At 28.6% G+C, this 14,738-nt stretch carries 21 protein-coding genes; all 21 read right to left on the bottom strand.

What is annotated here, in order from left to right; all coding sequences use genetic code 11:
• Positions 1-43: 43 nt before the first annotated feature.
• The 21 genes from HNP63_RS04510 to HNP63_RS04410 all read right to left on the bottom strand — a co-directional run bounded on the left by HNP63_RS04510 (position 44) and on the right by HNP63_RS04410 (position 14,360).
• Positions 44-607: a DUF777 family protein gene (locus tag HNP63_RS04510; RefSeq protein ID WP_011703815.1), complete on the bottom strand. Its 564-nt coding sequence runs from the start codon at positions 605-607 to the stop codon at positions 44-46.
• On the bottom strand, positions 597-1,535 hold the full coding sequence (locus HNP63_RS04505; protein ID WP_011703814.1) for a DUF693 family protein: 939 nt from the start codon (positions 1,533-1,535) through the stop codon (positions 597-599). The genes HNP63_RS04510 and HNP63_RS04505 overlap by 11 nt, the downstream gene beginning before the upstream one ends.
• Before the next feature lie 62 nt (positions 1,536-1,597).
• Positions 1,598-1,870: a hypothetical protein gene (locus tag HNP63_RS04500; protein WP_011703813.1), complete on the bottom strand. Its 273-nt coding sequence runs from the start codon at positions 1,868-1,870 to the stop codon at positions 1,598-1,600.
• 29 nt (positions 1,871-1,899) lie between these two features.
• A complete protein-coding gene (locus HNP63_RS04495) occupies positions 1,900-2,178 on the bottom strand; it encodes a hypothetical protein (protein ID WP_011703812.1) in 279 nt (92 codons plus the stop codon).
• Between the two features lie 80 nt (positions 2,179-2,258).
• Positions 2,259-3,101 (bottom strand): hypothetical protein, encoded by an 843-nt coding sequence (locus HNP63_RS04490; protein WP_183227322.1) that lies wholly within the window; start codon positions 3,099-3,101, stop codon positions 2,259-2,261.
• 39 nt (positions 3,102-3,140) lie between these two features.
• Complete coding sequence (locus HNP63_RS04485) at positions 3,141-3,704, bottom strand: DUF792 family protein (RefSeq protein ID WP_011703810.1); 564 nt, start codon at positions 3,702-3,704, stop codon at positions 3,141-3,143.
• 30 nt (positions 3,705-3,734) lie between these two features.
• The gene (locus HNP63_RS04480) at positions 3,735-5,114 is read right to left on the bottom strand and encodes a hypothetical protein (RefSeq protein WP_011703809.1); all 1,380 of its coding nucleotides are present in this window, start codon (positions 5,112-5,114) and stop codon (positions 3,735-3,737) included.
• Positions 5,115-5,122: 8 nt separating this feature from the next.
• Positions 5,123-5,341, bottom strand: coding sequence for a DUF1322 family protein (locus HNP63_RS04475; protein ID WP_011703808.1), 219 nt, complete (start codon positions 5,339-5,341; stop codon positions 5,123-5,125).
• Complete coding sequence (locus HNP63_RS04470; RefSeq protein WP_011703807.1) at positions 5,334-5,825, bottom strand: DUF1473 family protein; 492 nt, start codon at positions 5,823-5,825, stop codon at positions 5,334-5,336. The genes HNP63_RS04475 and HNP63_RS04470 overlap by 8 nt, the downstream gene beginning before the upstream one ends.
• 41 nt (positions 5,826-5,866) lie before the next feature.
• Positions 5,867-6,289, bottom strand: a complete 423-nt coding sequence (locus HNP63_RS04465) for a DUF1463 family protein (RefSeq protein ID WP_011703806.1) — start codon at positions 6,287-6,289, stop codon at positions 5,867-5,869.
• Complete coding sequence (locus HNP63_RS04460) at positions 6,289-7,359, bottom strand: DUF787 family protein (RefSeq protein WP_183227320.1); 1,071 nt, start codon at positions 7,357-7,359, stop codon at positions 6,289-6,291. The genes HNP63_RS04465 and HNP63_RS04460 overlap by 1 nt, the downstream gene beginning before the upstream one ends.
• 58 nt (positions 7,360-7,417) lie before the next feature.
• The gene (locus tag HNP63_RS04455) at positions 7,418-7,957 is read right to left on the bottom strand and encodes a DUF764 family protein (protein WP_183227318.1); all 540 of its coding nucleotides are present in this window, start codon (positions 7,955-7,957) and stop codon (positions 7,418-7,420) included.
• Positions 7,954-8,307 carry a hypothetical protein gene (locus tag HNP63_RS04450; protein ID WP_011703803.1) on the bottom strand — a complete coding sequence of 118 codons (354 nt, stop codon included), beginning with the start codon at positions 8,305-8,307 and terminating at the stop codon, positions 7,954-7,956. The genes HNP63_RS04455 and HNP63_RS04450 overlap by 4 nt, the downstream gene beginning before the upstream one ends.
• Complete coding sequence (locus HNP63_RS04445) at positions 8,304-8,693, bottom strand: DUF1506 family protein (protein WP_373477043.1); 390 nt, start codon at positions 8,691-8,693, stop codon at positions 8,304-8,306. The genes HNP63_RS04450 and HNP63_RS04445 overlap by 4 nt, the downstream gene beginning before the upstream one ends.
• Positions 8,690-9,145 (bottom strand): DUF3890 domain-containing protein, encoded by a 456-nt coding sequence (locus HNP63_RS04440; protein ID WP_011703801.1) that lies wholly within the window; start codon positions 9,143-9,145, stop codon positions 8,690-8,692. The genes HNP63_RS04445 and HNP63_RS04440 overlap by 4 nt, the downstream gene beginning before the upstream one ends.
• 2 nt (positions 9,146-9,147) lie before the next feature.
• The gene (locus HNP63_RS04435) at positions 9,148-10,065 is read right to left on the bottom strand and encodes a hypothetical protein (protein ID WP_011703800.1); all 918 of its coding nucleotides are present in this window, start codon (positions 10,063-10,065) and stop codon (positions 9,148-9,150) included.
• A gap of 16 nt (positions 10,066-10,081) precedes the next feature.
• On the bottom strand, positions 10,082-10,693 hold the full coding sequence (locus tag HNP63_RS04430) for a DUF228 domain-containing protein (protein WP_011703799.1): 612 nt from the start codon (positions 10,691-10,693) through the stop codon (positions 10,082-10,084).
• 54 nt (positions 10,694-10,747) lie between these two features.
• Positions 10,748-11,347 carry a DUF1357 family protein gene (locus HNP63_RS04425; protein ID WP_044052378.1) on the bottom strand — a complete coding sequence of 200 codons (600 nt, stop codon included), beginning with the start codon at positions 11,345-11,347 and terminating at the stop codon, positions 10,748-10,750.
• A gap of 11 nt (positions 11,348-11,358) precedes the next feature.
• Positions 11,359-12,588 carry a phage portal protein gene (locus tag HNP63_RS04420; RefSeq protein WP_183227316.1) on the bottom strand — a complete coding sequence of 410 codons (1,230 nt, stop codon included), beginning with the start codon at positions 12,586-12,588 and terminating at the stop codon, positions 11,359-11,361.
• Between the two features lie 365 nt (positions 12,589-12,953).
• Positions 12,954-13,562 (bottom strand): hypothetical protein, encoded by a 609-nt coding sequence (locus HNP63_RS04415; RefSeq protein WP_011703796.1) that lies wholly within the window; start codon positions 13,560-13,562, stop codon positions 12,954-12,956.
• Between the two features lie 117 nt (positions 13,563-13,679).
• Entirely contained in the window at positions 13,680-14,360 is a 681-nt protein-coding gene (locus HNP63_RS04410; RefSeq protein WP_183227315.1) for a hypothetical protein, read from the bottom strand.
• Positions 14,361-14,738: the final 378 nt, after the last annotated feature.

Below are 14,738 nucleotides of genomic sequence, written 5' to 3'. Positions count from 1 at the left end.
TACTTAAATCTTAAGTTGTGAATTAGTGATTTTGCGTACTTATTCAAACAAGAGGACCTGTTTTTCCAGTTGTAACTGTTGGCGCACCACTGCTATTAACATACGTTAAAGTACCAGAACTGTGCATATGATTCTCGAAATTAGTTCCATTAATCTTTAAATTACCTTTAATTTCAATACTATCTACATCAATAATCAATTTTTTCCCTTTAAATTTTATATTTTCGCTTTGTGTATCAAACTCTTCTAGGCTCACTTTAAGCTCATTAAGCTTAATACCAATTTTCTTGGGATTAAGAACACTTAAAATATAATAATAATTTTTGTCAAAATGATTATTATCGCTTTCTTGGAAAATATTAAAATTACTTTGAAGCAAAACCACTTCATCTTCTTCTGCTAAATCAAGATTAAAATTAGATATATTTCTAGTACTAATCTCTAACCCCTCATACTCTTTAATAGTAACAATCCCTGTTTGGGTTTTAAAATCAAAACTTTTAATAATACCTACTCTGCAAATAAACACATTCTCAAAAAAATACTGCTTTAACGCGCCAACAGAAGAACCTTTTAAACTACCCAACCCATAAACATTATTTTCCATAATACATTCCTTTTTTATCTTCACAGTAAAGCTCAAGATTTAAAACACACTCCCTAGTGCTACTTAGTCTAGCACTAGTATTTTTAACCTTACAATAAATATTATTCCCTTGCCTGTCTTTAAAGCTTAGATTGTCTCCAATCTTAATGTTGTGCGTAAACATTACTTGTGCTTGATATAAGCTTAAATTAGGATTCTTAAAAACTTCAGAATCTCTTTGGGGGACAAACAAAAGTCCATAATCTTCAAGTCTTTTGTACTCACCAGAAATAAATTGTCCAAAATTCGTAAAAATAAATTTCGAATCAACGTCTTGCCCAAGATTTCCAATCTCAACAATAACAGAATCAACGTATCCTAGTCGAATTAAGTGCTCTATTAATCCTTTTGGAGAATTACAAGCAAAGCTCTCATTAATTACTTTTGTTTTTTCAAGTTCATTCATACAAAAGATTGCTTTGTCCTTAAACACATAATTTATTGCATCAGCAATAGTACTCCCCTTAAAATTTTTATATTCAAACTTTCTCTCTAAAAAGGTATCCCTGGATAAAAGGTAAAGTTCACACTCAAAACTAAAATTCTCAGACCCGCCAATTTTTTCAACAGGTGCTCCTAAATACCCAGCCATAATAAATTGATACTCTTGCTGATGCGTAAACTTCTTATAATAAATTTTTACAATATCTGCACTCTTAAAATCAGAAAAATTTAAAGGTACATTAAAAATTTGAAGTTTGGTTTTTTTGCTAATTATTAAATTATTCAAAGAATATGTATTTTGAATAACAATATTCAAATCGGGAGCACCATTTTGAGTGACAATAACAACTCTGGGCCTTAAGCCTGCAAGTCTCCCACCAATACTATTCTTAGAATCGACTGTATTGTAAAATTCAATCTTAAAATCATATTGAAATATTAACATCCTTTTTAAATAAAACTCCTTTTTTAAATTAACAAACTAATAATTAACATCACTAGCAAAATTTAATCTTCTTCTGGATTTGATTTATAAATCACCATCACTACAACCTCTACTCCTGTGAACAAGATTTTATGATTAATGTCTAAAACATTTTTTGAACCTATCTTTTGAATGAAAAGTTTTAAATCTCTCTCCAATTCTTCAAAAGATCTTTGCTGATTTAGTTTAAAATTGAAAATTTCAACCTTAACAATTTCATCATTCCCAATAGTATAGGAATGTAAATTACAAGCTAAACAAAAAAATAAAATAAAAATTAAAAAAACTTCTCTCACAAATCTTTCACCTTAAACCTGCAATCTTGCTAACTGCGCTTTTTAACTTTATAGGTCACCATTACAGAAATACCATTAAAAGTTATATTGTGCTCAATATTTAAAATATTCTCAGATCCTATTTTATTAATTATATTTTGTATTAAACTTTCAATAGAAGGAATAGTAGAATGGCTTTCGGTTAAATTGCCACTAATTTTCACTTCTTCGTATAAAAACTTGACTGCAATCTCTTCATCATCTTGAAGATCGTAAGAATACGCAGTAACGCTTAAAATAAAAAAAGAAATTAAAATTAATTTTTTCATTAATATTCTCCAAATAAAAATTATTTTAGCTTGATAAGCTTTATAAAGTAAAGCAAAATAAAATATTCAATTAAAAAAATTTAGTTAAATTGATCTTCTTGAAGATCAAAAAATTCATCTTCACTTTCAGTCTCTTCATTAAACCCATTGTACTGGCTGTCTTCATCTGAGTCACTGCTTTCTGGCTCGTCGTCTGAGGTTTTGCCGTTTAGTTCGTCTGGAGCACTGCTTTCTGGCTCGTCTGAAGTACTGCTTTCTGGCTCGTCTTTATACTCGTCATATACCTTATTAAGATTATACTTGTTTAAGATTCGTTTTTTGTTGCATTTTTTTAAACCTTGTAATCTTTTTGGTGTTTTAGACTTTGAAAACTTCGATCCAACTGGACTGTTAGTTTTACCCTTTAAAGACTTTAAGCTACTCTGATTAGCATCTATTCTTTTTTTAATCTTTTTACGAAATTTCACATTCTTAAACTTAGATTGAAAATAGTTTTCCAAAAAAAGAACTTTTTTAATACTTCTTTCTACAATAAGTTTTGTATATTCTGGATTTTCAATAAACCTTTTATTTTTATAATTTTTTGTTAAATATTTATATTTTCTAACGATCTTAAGTAGCGGGAATTCCACTTCTTTTTGGAATCTACGCCTAGCAAGTCTTTTTTTTATTGTTTTATGCAAACTATTAGAATAAACATTCAACTTATTAAGTTTAGCAAGTATTTCTTGACTTTTAATGTTGCCGGCTTTATCTTGAGATTTGATTAAAATCCCATTATCAATATCATACATTAATACATAGGCCAAATCTATATCTTTTTTAAAATTCCATTTTTTAAAATCAAATGGTCTTGTCACAGTTGCATATGTTGCTGAAACAATAAACAAAACAAATATCAAAATAAGCTTAAATTGGCTCATTAATATTCTCCCAATATTAAGTTATGTTTAATTAATATTTTAACCTTTATAGGTTAAAATATTAAACGTTTTGCAAATTTTTAATTGCAAACTAACTTCTACCTCTTCTAAATAAACTGTGTCTTTAAGCTTTAACAAATTAATACTTACTACCTCGTGAAATCCTACTGAAGGACTGTACATGCTGTAATAAACCCCTAAGTTAAACCTCTGCCTAAATTGCATTTTTATAAAATTACTATTAAATTCTAAAACACTATTCATAAAAGGGGTTTCTTTTAGCGCTCTTAGTAAAGTTTTATCATAAATAGATGACAAAATCCCTTTATTAATTGTTACAATCTCAGGCCTTGTTGTAATATTAAAGTTCACATATTCACTTTTTGTATTTGTAAAATCAATTACCGCACGGTCTGAACTTATGCTTGAGAGATTCTCTTCTATTAGATCATGCTTTACAAAAATAAAAAACAGTTGGGGAATGTACCCAAGTCCTTTAAAATCAAGCCTTGGAAAAAGTAAAACAAAATTAGAAATACTTGATAAGCTTGAAATTTGATTTACAACATCTTCTATTAATCTGGTAGCTTGTTTTTTAATCACTTGAAACCTCTTTTGATTTACTATTTTTTACTAAGGCATTCTAGAATCATCATTAATTCCTCTTGCACTAAATCCAGCACCGTCTCTTAATGCATTTGTCATATACTCAACCAAAGGCAAGCTTTCAAATGCCTGTCCTAATAGATTGCCAAGATTTGAAAAAGTATTTCTTAAAGGCTCTAATACACTGCTAGTAAAATCGTAACTTTTAGCCCATTCCAAAAGTTCTACAGTTTTTTCTAAAAGTGGATCTAATCTTGGCTCAGAAGCGCTGTTGATTATTTTACTGCTATTTAAAACCTCAGGCTCACCTTTAAACTGATTTTTTAGAGAAATCGTTGGCATGCTAAAGCTTAAAACTTTCTCTAAATTATTCTCGCCGCTGAGAAAATCGCTTATTAGGCTAATAGCTTTTGAATCATTTTTTGCATGACCTTCGTTTTTCAATTTCTGCGCAAGCTCAACCATAAACGAGAGATCATTTAAATTAGAATTTTGTGAACTTTGAAGAATATAAAGTTTTCTTAAAAAATCATTTCTCTCAAACTCTGTTTCAAAAGATCTTTGCCCTTTTAGCATTTTATTTACACTTTCTCTTTGATCATCTTTGCAAATAAAATTTTCAAGACTTAGTTGGAAAATCTTTTTGTCTTTTAAATTTTGAAATTCCTTTAAAGACAATTTAAAATCACTAAAACCATCTCTTATATTCAAAAAATCAACCGGACTTGAATCTCTTAAGAGATTTCTAAAAGACATTAAATTTTCCAAAACAATCTGATTATTTTCGTTTTTTAAACCTAATGGTTTTTGTAAATCATCTTTGGCAAAGCTAAGCTTAACCTTGTCAAAATTAGAATTTAATCTAAAATCTTTCAATGTTGCATTAGGTTGATCTTTATTAAAGTTGTCAATTAAATTTTGCTTAAAAGTATTTTTAATATTTTCAGTTTTAAAATATGAATATTGACTCTTAGAATTTAAATCTAATTTATTTACTTTTGGCTTTAAATAAGAGCTAATATTGTTCTTTTTGTCAGCCGAATGCTTACCAGCTAAACCGATTTTTTCTTTTGAAGAATATAAATCTTTTAAAACACTCTCTGAGTTGTTTTTCCAAAGATCTAGGCTGAAAAAATCCTTAAAAGGATTGCCTTTAAAAATGCTTGATTTAAAATTTGATGATTTTTGTAGATTGTCGTTTTTAAGCCTCTCGGGGCTTTTTAGTTTCTCAAGGCTTAAGGATAAAAAATCCTTACCACCTTTAGAACTTAAACCAGTCTGATTAAAAAAAATTTCCTTTTTTAAACTTAAAAGCTCTTTTTTTAAATTACTCTTAGTGGCATTTCTGTCAAGCACGCCTTCTAATGTAATTGTAAATTTATTCTCATTATTGTTTTCTTCGTACATAAAAACCTTTAAAGCATGCCACTAAAGGATAAAAACCGTTCGTACATTTCTTTGTTAAGCTTTAAATTAGCTACTCGATTAACCTCTAAAAGCTCTTTGTAGCGCATTTTCTTAACGTCTTTGTATGTGCAAATGCCCATTACAATAGGGAAATAGTACTTATTAGCTTCTCTTGTCAAATAATCTATGTATTTAAAATAATTGGTTGCAATCTCTGCCTTATTCATTAACACCTTCTTGCAATAAAGACTCAAGACCGGTTTCTAGAGAATCTTCTTGATTTGCGCCTAAAGAGTTGCTATTTGTAATTAAAAAATCATAACTCCAGCGCTTGTCAATGTAATCGTACTTAATATAATCGCCGTTTTTATCTTGATAACTTTCAATGTAAACTAAACCGGGTTGTTTAAAACCTGCTATTGTTTGGAAAAGTGAATACTGAACTGAAAAAAGAATTGTGGGTAGAGCATACTTATAAAGCTCAGAATATCTTCTCTCTTTGTTTAGGATTTCATAAAATTCATCTAAAAATCCCCTTGAGATCATTAATTTAGTTATTTCTTTTAATGTTTGCAGATCGTTAAGCTTGCTAATAAGTTCATCTCGCTCAACATCAAATCCTAAAACATTGTCCCACTCATACATAGGAATATCTTTTAAAATGTATGTATGTGTTTTGGCTCTGGTTAATATTTTTAACTTATATCTCATTTTAAATTTTTATCCTTTAATAAAACATTTTTATTATTCAATTAACTTGCTTTCTCAACATCGCAATTGATTGCATGAATTGTAAACTTAACCGTATCATTGTCAGCTGAATACTTTCTAGTTGGGATTTCTGCAAAAAATGCACTATTTGAAATGATTTTTAATCCCATTTGATCGTTAAACACTAATCTTTTTAACTTTTGAGCTTTTGATAAATTCCCATAAAATTGCTCATTGCTTAGCTTTGTTAAGAGCTTGTAATCAAAAGATCCTTTGCTTACCTCTAAATCAAAAATATGCACAACGGTTCTTGGATCTCTAAAGCTTGGAATTGGAAAATTTCTGTCTTCTGTGCTTGCCTTGGCCATTATATTAGGCTCTGTACTGTACTCAAGAATACCTCTGTCTATTAAATTGTCATTAAAGCTAAAAAATATTAAATCTAATGAATAATATTCTTTCATTATGATGCTCTCCTTAAATATTCATTTATCTCTTGTGCAGTGATTATTAAATTAACACTATTAAAGCTGTCATTATACTTAAGCGCAACTTCTAAGCTTAAACTCAAACCTTGAGAAGAATTGATCTTGACTTTAATCTCTTTGTAAAAGACAATAAGACCTCTTTGTTTGAGTTCGTGGAAAAAACATTCAAGCCCTGCTGTGTATTCATTTGGTAAACTGCCGTCCAAATTTAAAGCACTAAGCTTACTGTTAGCTCTACTGTTTTTATTCCAGATCCTAATAAGCTCTTTGATTGATTCATTCTTAATATAATAAAGCGTAAAAGCCTCGTCAATTGGATCTCCTGAGAGACTAACTCCTTCTTTGAAAGCTAAAACGCCATCATTGCCAGTTTCATTTAGAAGAGAATAAAAATTAATATTGGATTTTCTAAGAGAATCAATAAGAGAATCATCATAAATAGGAGTAGAATTTAAAATCATCCCATAAGGATTAACAGCATGGAAAATGCTTGCTTGATGCAAATACATTGCTGTAAACTTAAGATGCAAATTTTCATTGTCGCTGTAAATAGCAATAATATTTTTAAACTCACTTTTGTCTTTACCTTTTAAAACATTCACTAATGTATTGTCTTTAGTGGAAATTACAATAAAATTGTAAGCTTTTCTAATAGCTTCAAAATCACCACTAATACTGTCTTCTGCTTCATTTACAAAAACTACAAACGGATGTAAATTGGATTTTAAAAAATCTTTAATCTCTTTAATCTGATTGTAAACATAAAAATCAACAGACTTAAGTCCGTCTTGTCCAAAAAAATCACCCATTGCTTTTTGTAAAGCAATTAACTGCTCCTCTGCTATTTTCTTCTTAGAAGAATCGGACTCTTGACCCTTTTGTATCTCAAGTTTTTTAAGCAGATCTTCAAAATTTGTAACACTTAATGCCAAATATTTACTTGCTAAAACACTACTTTTGTAGATTAAAAGCGGATTGTAATAATTAATATTATTGGTAACCAGTCTGTTTTGCGCCAAACTAACGCTTATTGTATCTTTTGGCATTTATCCTCCTTTTTTAACTTAATTTTTTTATTTTTTAAATTTTTTATTTTTTAAATATTTATCTCTCTTGTTTTAAAACCTGTATGTTTGCAACAAAAATCTGATTAAAACTAAAACACATATTGCTCCTCATATTCGAAACACCAAGTAGCCCATCATTATTTAAATCACTAATCGAAGAAAGATAATAAGTTAAAAGCAAATAAGAAACATTATCAAGCTCTTTTGTAAATTCAAACCTAAATCTATTCTCATGTAAAAATTCTAAAAAGTGCTCATACACTCTGCATACACTCTCATAAGAATGTTTGTAAGCTTTTAATACCGTAAAACTCAAAAAATAAAGCGAAAACCTTAATCTAAACTCATTAGATGTTTTACAGAAATTTCTACCCCTTAGATTTCTAGGAGTAAGCCCTTCAAAAGATTCGCTTTTTAATACAATTAAATTGCTGGTATTTGTAGCAAACTTTTCTAAATAAGGGTGGTTGTAGGTATTTAGGATTTCTAATTCTATTTCTTTAAGATCTAAATACTCTTTAAATTTTGTAAGTATTTTTATTAAAAACTGTACAGATTCATTTAGTCCTACAATCATAACTGTCCTTTTGTTTTATTTTTTAAAAGATTAAGCTTTTCAATATTGTTAATCAAATTTTTAAATTCTTTAGTATTAAAAGCTCTTTTTGACTGCAGGCCTTGCCTGCTAAGTAAATAATTCTTACAAAAAACTCTAAACTGATCTTTTATTTCAACAAGCCCTTTGTTAATAGATTTCCTAAAAGCAGTTTTTATTCCCTTGTTTGAAACAATATTAGAATAAAACTCTTTGTACGCAACCTTTGCTAATTTAAAAGTAATCTCTTTCTCAAGTTCTTCCGATTTAATATTAACACTATTTTCTGTGTTAAAAGAATAAATGTCTTTAAATCTAATTTTTATACTCAACAAGAACTCCTTAAAACTAGCGTGTTGTAATTTAAACCTTCTTTGTAGCTCTTTTGAACCCCTAAGATCGAATAAAAATCATCATGGGCCTTAATCAAATCTCCACACTCAAATTCAAAATTCTCAAGAGTATACACCTTGGCATAACTATTTTTGTCAAAAATATTTACACCTTCAATCTCAACTACTTCTTCTGGACTTATTAATAAAAACATGCCTTTAAAAGCAACAGTATCAGAACTTTGAAATCTGGTTTCATAAGATGCATTCATTGGATCTTTGATTGTTCTAAATTTACAAAAAAAAAGATCTTGTGAATATGTTTTTATAATATTACTTAAACCCAAATTAATCATCTCTAAAGATTTCATTTCTAAAGACTTCACTTAACTACTCCTATTAAAGAGTCTTTTACTCTTAACTCTTCTATTAAACTATCTAAATATTCACAAAAATCCCCCCCACAACTTTTACCACTAAGCGTTGTGGGAAAATATTCTAATGATATCTCTTTAAATTTTTCAGACTTGATGCTATTTAAATTAAAACCTTTTAATCTGTTTCGTTTTTTTAACTCACAGCCAATAAAATAATAAATTAAAACAAACATTGTAGAATCATTTAAGCTTTTAATTCTTATTCGCTTAAGAATTAAAATATTTTCAAGTAAATTTAAATACAAAGAAAATTCTTTAATGCTTAGATCTTTAAAGTCAAGCATTAAAAGCTCAAGTATTTGCTCATATACTGTTTGTAAAGCTGGGCTTAGATTTTCGCTATCTAGAGTTTTTAACTTTGTGCTGAGAACCTGATCAGTATCGATTTTGCTTTCATTCATTTTTAGCTCAATTTTATTCTAAGGATTGAATTTTTTGTTGCCAAAATTGTTCCAATAGAAAAGTCAAGAAAACTTGTTCTAAAATTGCTACTTGAGATTTCTGTGTATGAATTTAATATCGGCTGGTGACCGTCTCTCAAAAGTAGTAGTTTACTGCTTCTTGGATATATTAAAATTTCATCGTCTAATAAATTTGTAGTCTCAAGCTCAATATTTGCATCATTATTAATTGCACTTATAAAATCAAAAAGCATGTCCTTGTATGAATAATTATTGTTTGGGAGCCTCTCAAGTAAACGACCTTTGATTTTACTAGTTGTAAGTATTTTAAAAGGCACTTTTCTCTCATCTTCTAAATTAATCTTTCCAAGATCATCATTTATTGATTTTATTTGATCTAATATGTTTGTCTGTTTAACTGTTTTATCTATTTGATTTGGCAAATTCAAAAGTCCGTACATAGTTTCATTGTTAGACTCATCAACAAGAAGCGTTCTTTTATTGCCTTTTGAGAGTGCAAGTCCGCCCTTTAAATAATGAGCACTCATTAACTTTTGTATCTCAATTATTGCTCCTAGTAGTCCTTCTCTCATGTTAATATTTGTGTTTGCCTCTACACTAACTTTCCCGTCTGGTGCATAGTACGTAAATGCATACTGAAAAGGTAAATAATTGATTTTTACTATTTGTCTTTGAAACTTTATTGTTGAGACTGTGTTAAAATCATTAACCTTTAGTGTGGGAATGTCTGTTAAATTAGAATACCACTTGATAATTCTATCGCTTCCAAGAGAAATATTACTGCTTTCTATTTGCTGTGAATCTAAAAAATGATAATATTCCGGAATTGGGCACTCCTGCACTAAAACATCCCTTACTACGTTTACATACTCATCGTTATTTAATATACTCTCATCCATTTTAAATTCTCCTATTTTAAATTGCATCTTTTATTTGCTTGACCAAAAAAAGAACTCTAACACCATAAACATCTCTTTTGTCTTTAAATTCTTCAGCAGATCCTAATGCTAAAGCGTGAATAATTGATGCATTCTCAAAAGCTTTTTCTAAAAACCCTTCGCTGTTTATTATTAATTTATCTCCTGCTTTAATTGTTTTATCTTTAGCAATCAAAACACATTCAAAACTACAAGTTATTGGAACAACTGTCCCGGTTCTTGAAAAATCATCAAAGTCAACACAAACCCCATAAAGATCACTGCCGCCGCCTCTTGCTATTTGCAAATGTGAACCATTAACAATAAGCTTAACCCCACATTTGTAGCAAAAATCTTGAGCTTGGTAATTTTCAAACTTATCAGCAGAAGATCTCTTAAGTCCGCCTTTTTGAGCAAAATAAAATCCCTCATCTTGAAACTTAGAATTGCTCTCAAACACAGGGCAACTGTTAGCATTAACACTTTGTAATTTGTCTAAAACAATTTTTTGAGCTTGATTTTTTTTTAAACTTTCAAGCTGACTCTCAAGTTCTACTTTTGATGCTTTTAGTTTTTCTATCTCTTTTTTAAAATCAACTGAATCACTCATTAATAATCTCCTTTTTTAAATTAATTTTTTATTAAAAGCTTAAATTGCAAAAATTTAAGCTAATACTTTTTTATTACAATAAAATTCACGCTTAAGCTCTTCCCATTCGTTAAACATTGCTTTTCTTAAATCATGATGTGTACTAAAAAAAGCATTTTTGTTTCTTAAATTGTTTTTTTGATTTAAGTTTGTTCTTTGAAAATTTATTATTTTGTATGAATTTTCAGCATTCTTATTCTGATCAATATTGGTCTTTGCAACCCTTATTAGTATTGCACGAGACGATAAGTCAATCTCATCAAGATTGTTAGTTCCAGCTATTGCTAAGATTTGAGTTGCTTTTACATACTTTCTAATAAGTTCTTCGGCTTGGCCTTTTACAACTTCTTTAAAAGAATACCCTTTTGCTAAAAGATTTTCTGTATTATACTCAAAACTTAAATTATCATTTGCAAGTTTATTTATCTCAACAGATTCTCTTAGATCATTGTGAGAAAAACTGATTGAATTATTATTGGCGCTTTTAAGATTTTTATATTCTAAAAACTCCTCAAGCAAAGCATTATTTAAAACTTCATTGTTTAAACTTAACTTTTTTGAATCTTCTTGGTCGCTTTTAGTTTTGTAATCTATACTTGAAGCCATTTCTTCCATAATTACTCCTTTTAAATAACTAAACTTAATTGTTCTTTTAAATTTTCTCTTGCCTTGTGACTTAGATTTTCATTTTTAATTAACTCTAAATATTTGCAATAAACATCAAGAAGTAAATTGTCCCTCTCAAGTCTTTGCTCATAGCTTAAAACTTCAAGCTCGTTAAACTTCATATTTAATCGGTAATATTTGTTAAGCTTAAGATTGCACGCATTAGCAACAGATTCTTGTACGCCTTTTAAATAGTCGTAATAATTGCTTTTGTCTCCCTTGCCACTGCTGCCAAGTCCTTTGACCTGCTCATTAAAACTTCTAGTAAGCGGCTCTTTAGTATCAGCACCAATTTTTGCTTTAACAAGTTCAAATGCGTCTTTTAAAAACTCTAAATCATATTTTATTACTTCTAGGCGTGCATTCTCTGATGCTGTATAAAAAATTCCATCATTGTTTAGGGTGCTTTTAATCTTGCTAAGCTCTCTGGTAAGCTGCTCAGAAGCGCTACTTAATGCTGAGCAACTTTTGTTTGAATCTTGACCTTTAAAAAAGGTGGAAAATATGCCTTTATTATTGTTTGCTAAAACGCTAATTTCTTCTTTTGCAAGCTCTAAAGATTCAACAAGCCCTACTAAATGCTCGTCTTTGTAGAACAAAAAATTATAATTTCTTATTCTTTTTTCTATCTCTAAATAAATTTGTTCTAAAAGACAAATATTAAGAAGTAAACTTTGTGTATAAGAGGGTTCGTGTGAACCTAAAACATAATCATAGTTTTCATAAATTATTACTCTACTTTTATCTATTTTTACAACCCTTGCCTTCTCATTAACACCATCTAAGTCTTTTGAACTGGAGAAATATTCTATGTACTCAGATTCTCTTTTGTTAACAATCTTTTGAAAATCTAAATATTTAAACCCCGTAGGTAATTCGTTGTTAACTTTTTTACTTAAATCTTCATCCTCACCTTTGGGTTTTACTAAAATATAACCTGCTCCATTAAATCTATAGCTTATCATTGCTTCAAGAAGAGCTTCTTTTAATTCCACCTTTAAGCTTGAAAGAAAATCTCTACCTTCTTTTAAACAAGAAGTTTCAAGTAAGCTTAAATTAATTCCATTTTTCAGCGCATCTTCTGCTGTACTGTCTATGTAATTCCTAAAAAAAATTGAATACCGGTAAACATCAACAGGATTAATTTTGGATTTATTGTTTTTTATTTCCATTTTAAATTCATCAATCATTTTTTTAAATATCATTAAATATTATTATATCAAAAACTGTCTTTTGTGCAAATTATTATTATTTAATATGAATTATCAAATAATATTTATGTATATGATTTAAATATCAAAATTCATTTAAAATTTTATAAAAAACTAATACGTTTTAGCATATTTATGCTAATATTAATTTAAGAATATAAGTAAAAATTTACAAAATATTCTCTTTACTGTTACACGCATTGTTAAAAGATGAACATTATAAATTGATATTAAAAAGAAAATAAATTAATACTTTATCCAATCCCAATAAATATTAAAAAGGTAGAGAGCCAGTTCTCTACCTTTTAATATTTAAACACATTTGAAAATCAAACCAATATACATTAAATATAAAAAAATAAAATCTGCTTGCCTTCTATTCCCCGTTGAGCAATAAATGCCGTTGCTAAAAGAGACGCCTTGATTGCTTTTATTAAGGCTTTGTCTGCTTGAAATGTAAATTTCATAACTAAAAGCAACCCGGAAAGAAATTCTCTTTCTTTAAGATTTTTAATATTACTAATCTCTTCTTCTGCAGATTTCATTCCTTCTTCCTCTTCATATAAAAACTCCAGCTCTTTTAACCCTATTAATTCAATTTCATTTACAGTATGAGAATCAAAATTGACTATTGTCCAATAAAATACTTTTAAAATCTTGTCAACAATGCTAAATGTTATGGGAATATCAAAATCAAAAGGAATTTTATCAAATTCTAAGAGTAAATGGTTGTTTAGTTTTTTAGCTAGCTTAACCGTAGAAATAAGTTTTAATTTTGAGTTTTCGGCCTTTAAGCAAGCATCATCCAAATTTTTTGTCTTTAAAATTTTATTTAAATTGGCCTCTATTGTTAAAGAAGCCTTGATAACTTGCGTTGATAATTCTTTGGCAAATTCAACATTATTAAATTTAAAATCTTGAAAATTACTCTTTGCGTTGTTATTATCACCCATAACCTAAAAAGATACAACCTTGAAAAGGTACTTCAAAAGTCTCTTAAAGCACAAAAAAGACAAGTTCTCATTAGAACCTGCCTTTTATATAAAACATACCTCAAATGTTAAACATTCCTATTTATTACTCTTTAAATTATAACTATTTAAATTTTTCAAATCTCTCAATTCATTATTACTATCACTTTCTGTAAACACTCTTTTGATTACTTTGAAAATCTCTTCATTGCATTTCTCAGGCTTTTGATTATTCTCATCATTATCCTCATCTTTCTTTTTGTACTCTTCAGTACCAAATGCATCAGCTACTTTTTGGAAAAACAAACTTAAATCATCTCCAGTTCTGGTTTTAATATCATAACAAACATATTCATTAAAACCTAAGGATTGTTGATTGCCCTTATACCTTTGCTTGCTTGCATCTACTGCTTTAGTAACAATGCCACAAATATTGTTAAAACAACTTACAAACTCTTTTTGTTTGTTAACATCCTTAGAAAGCCAATCAAAAAATTCTTTATAAGATTTGTCGTACTCGGCTTTTGTATCGCCTGTTTTACCATTAACACCCATTGCGTCTTTTAAAAAGGTTTTTAAAGCCTCTAATCTTTCAGATTCCTGTGATGTTAAAGTAGGCCCTTTTTCGGCAATCAGCTCTTTAGCTGCTAAATTATCACTAACGACAAGAGAATTATTATCTCCAGAATCAGAAGCAATTTCTGTGAGTGCCTTAACACTACCATATTGTTTGCAAGAAAATGCCAATAATAGTAATGATAAAATACTTATTCCTTTCATTAAAACCTCCCATGAAATAAGTCGCCATTATAGTTCATTTTTCAACATTATCAAACAATACAAAAAATCACCCTGATTAATTTTGTTCTTTGCTATTAAAAATAAAATAATCAAAACTTAAATTTTATTTCTTACAAAAGTTCTAAGGCCCAAAATAAAAGTCTAAATTTTATTTGAAAAAAACTATAGTGAGATATATACTTGTTTATTGTTATAAATTAACAATTCATTGAAAACTTCTTTAAAACTACAAATAGGGCCTTAAGGCCCTATTTGTAGTTTTAAACCCAATTAATCTTTTTTTTTCTTTAAAAAAGAATATTCTCTTTTGCTCTTTTTAGATTCAATTGCATCTTAATTAAACTGAAAACGTTTAAA

It is taken from the genome of Borreliella afzelii (genome assembly GCF_014202295.1).
GTDB classification, from domain to species: domain Bacteria; phylum Spirochaetota; class Spirochaetia; order Borreliales; family Borreliaceae; genus Borreliella; species Borreliella afzelii.
Note: the sequence above shows the minus strand (reverse complement) of the source record. Positions and strands in the feature narration are given on the sequence as shown.

Bases quoted from the DNA above. Each gene is read 5' to 3' on its own strand.
- HNP63_RS04410 (WP_183227315.1), bottom strand. From the start codon at position 14,360: ATGAAAGGAATAAGTATTTTATCATTACTATTATTGGCATTTTCTTGC.
- HNP63_RS04490 (WP_183227322.1), bottom strand. From the start codon at position 3,101: ATGAGCCAATTTAAGCTTATTTTGATATTTGTTTTGTTTATTGTTTCA.
- HNP63_RS04415 (WP_011703796.1), bottom strand. From the start codon at position 13,562: ATGGGTGATAATAACAACGCAAAGAGTAATTTTCAAGATTTTAAATTT.
- HNP63_RS04480 (WP_011703809.1), bottom strand. From the start codon at position 5,114: ATGTACGAAGAAAACAATAATGAGAATAAATTTACAATTACATTAGAA.
- HNP63_RS04505 (WP_011703814.1), bottom strand. From the start codon at position 1,535: ATGTTAATATTTCAATATGATTTTAAGATTGAATTTTACAATACAGTC.
- HNP63_RS04425 (WP_044052378.1), bottom strand. From the start codon at position 11,347: ATGGAAGAAATGGCTTCAAGTATAGATTACAAAACTAAAAGCGACCAA.
- HNP63_RS04440 (WP_011703801.1), bottom strand. From the start codon at position 9,145: ATGAATGAAAGCAAAATCGATACTGATCAGGTTCTCAGCACAAAGTTA.
- HNP63_RS04420 (WP_183227316.1), bottom strand. From the start codon at position 12,588: ATGATTGATGAATTTAAAATGGAAATAAAAAACAATAAATCCAAAATT.
- HNP63_RS04465 (WP_011703806.1), bottom strand. From the start codon at position 6,289: ATGAAAGAATATTATTCATTAGATTTAATATTTTTTAGCTTTAATGAC.
- HNP63_RS04470 (WP_011703807.1), bottom strand. From the start codon at position 5,825: ATGAGATATAAGTTAAAAATATTAACCAGAGCCAAAACACATACATAC.
- HNP63_RS04510 (WP_011703815.1), bottom strand. From the start codon at position 607: ATGGAAAATAATGTTTATGGGTTGGGTAGTTTAAAAGGTTCTTCTGTT.
- HNP63_RS04495 (WP_011703812.1), bottom strand. From the start codon at position 2,178: ATGAAAAAATTAATTTTAATTTCTTTTTTTATTTTAAGCGTTACTGCG.
- HNP63_RS04430 (WP_011703799.1), bottom strand. From the start codon at position 10,693: ATGAGTGATTCAGTTGATTTTAAAAAAGAGATAGAAAAACTAAAAGCA.
- HNP63_RS04475 (WP_011703808.1), bottom strand. From the start codon at position 5,341: ATGAATAAGGCAGAGATTGCAACCAATTATTTTAAATACATAGATTAT.
- HNP63_RS04455 (WP_183227318.1), bottom strand. From the start codon at position 7,957: ATGATTGTAGGACTAAATGAATCTGTACAGTTTTTAATAAAAATACTT.
- HNP63_RS04460 (WP_183227320.1), bottom strand. From the start codon at position 7,359: ATGCCAAAAGATACAATAAGCGTTAGTTTGGCGCAAAACAGACTGGTT.
- HNP63_RS04435 (WP_011703800.1), bottom strand. From the start codon at position 10,065: ATGGATGAGAGTATATTAAATAACGATGAGTATGTAAACGTAGTAAGG.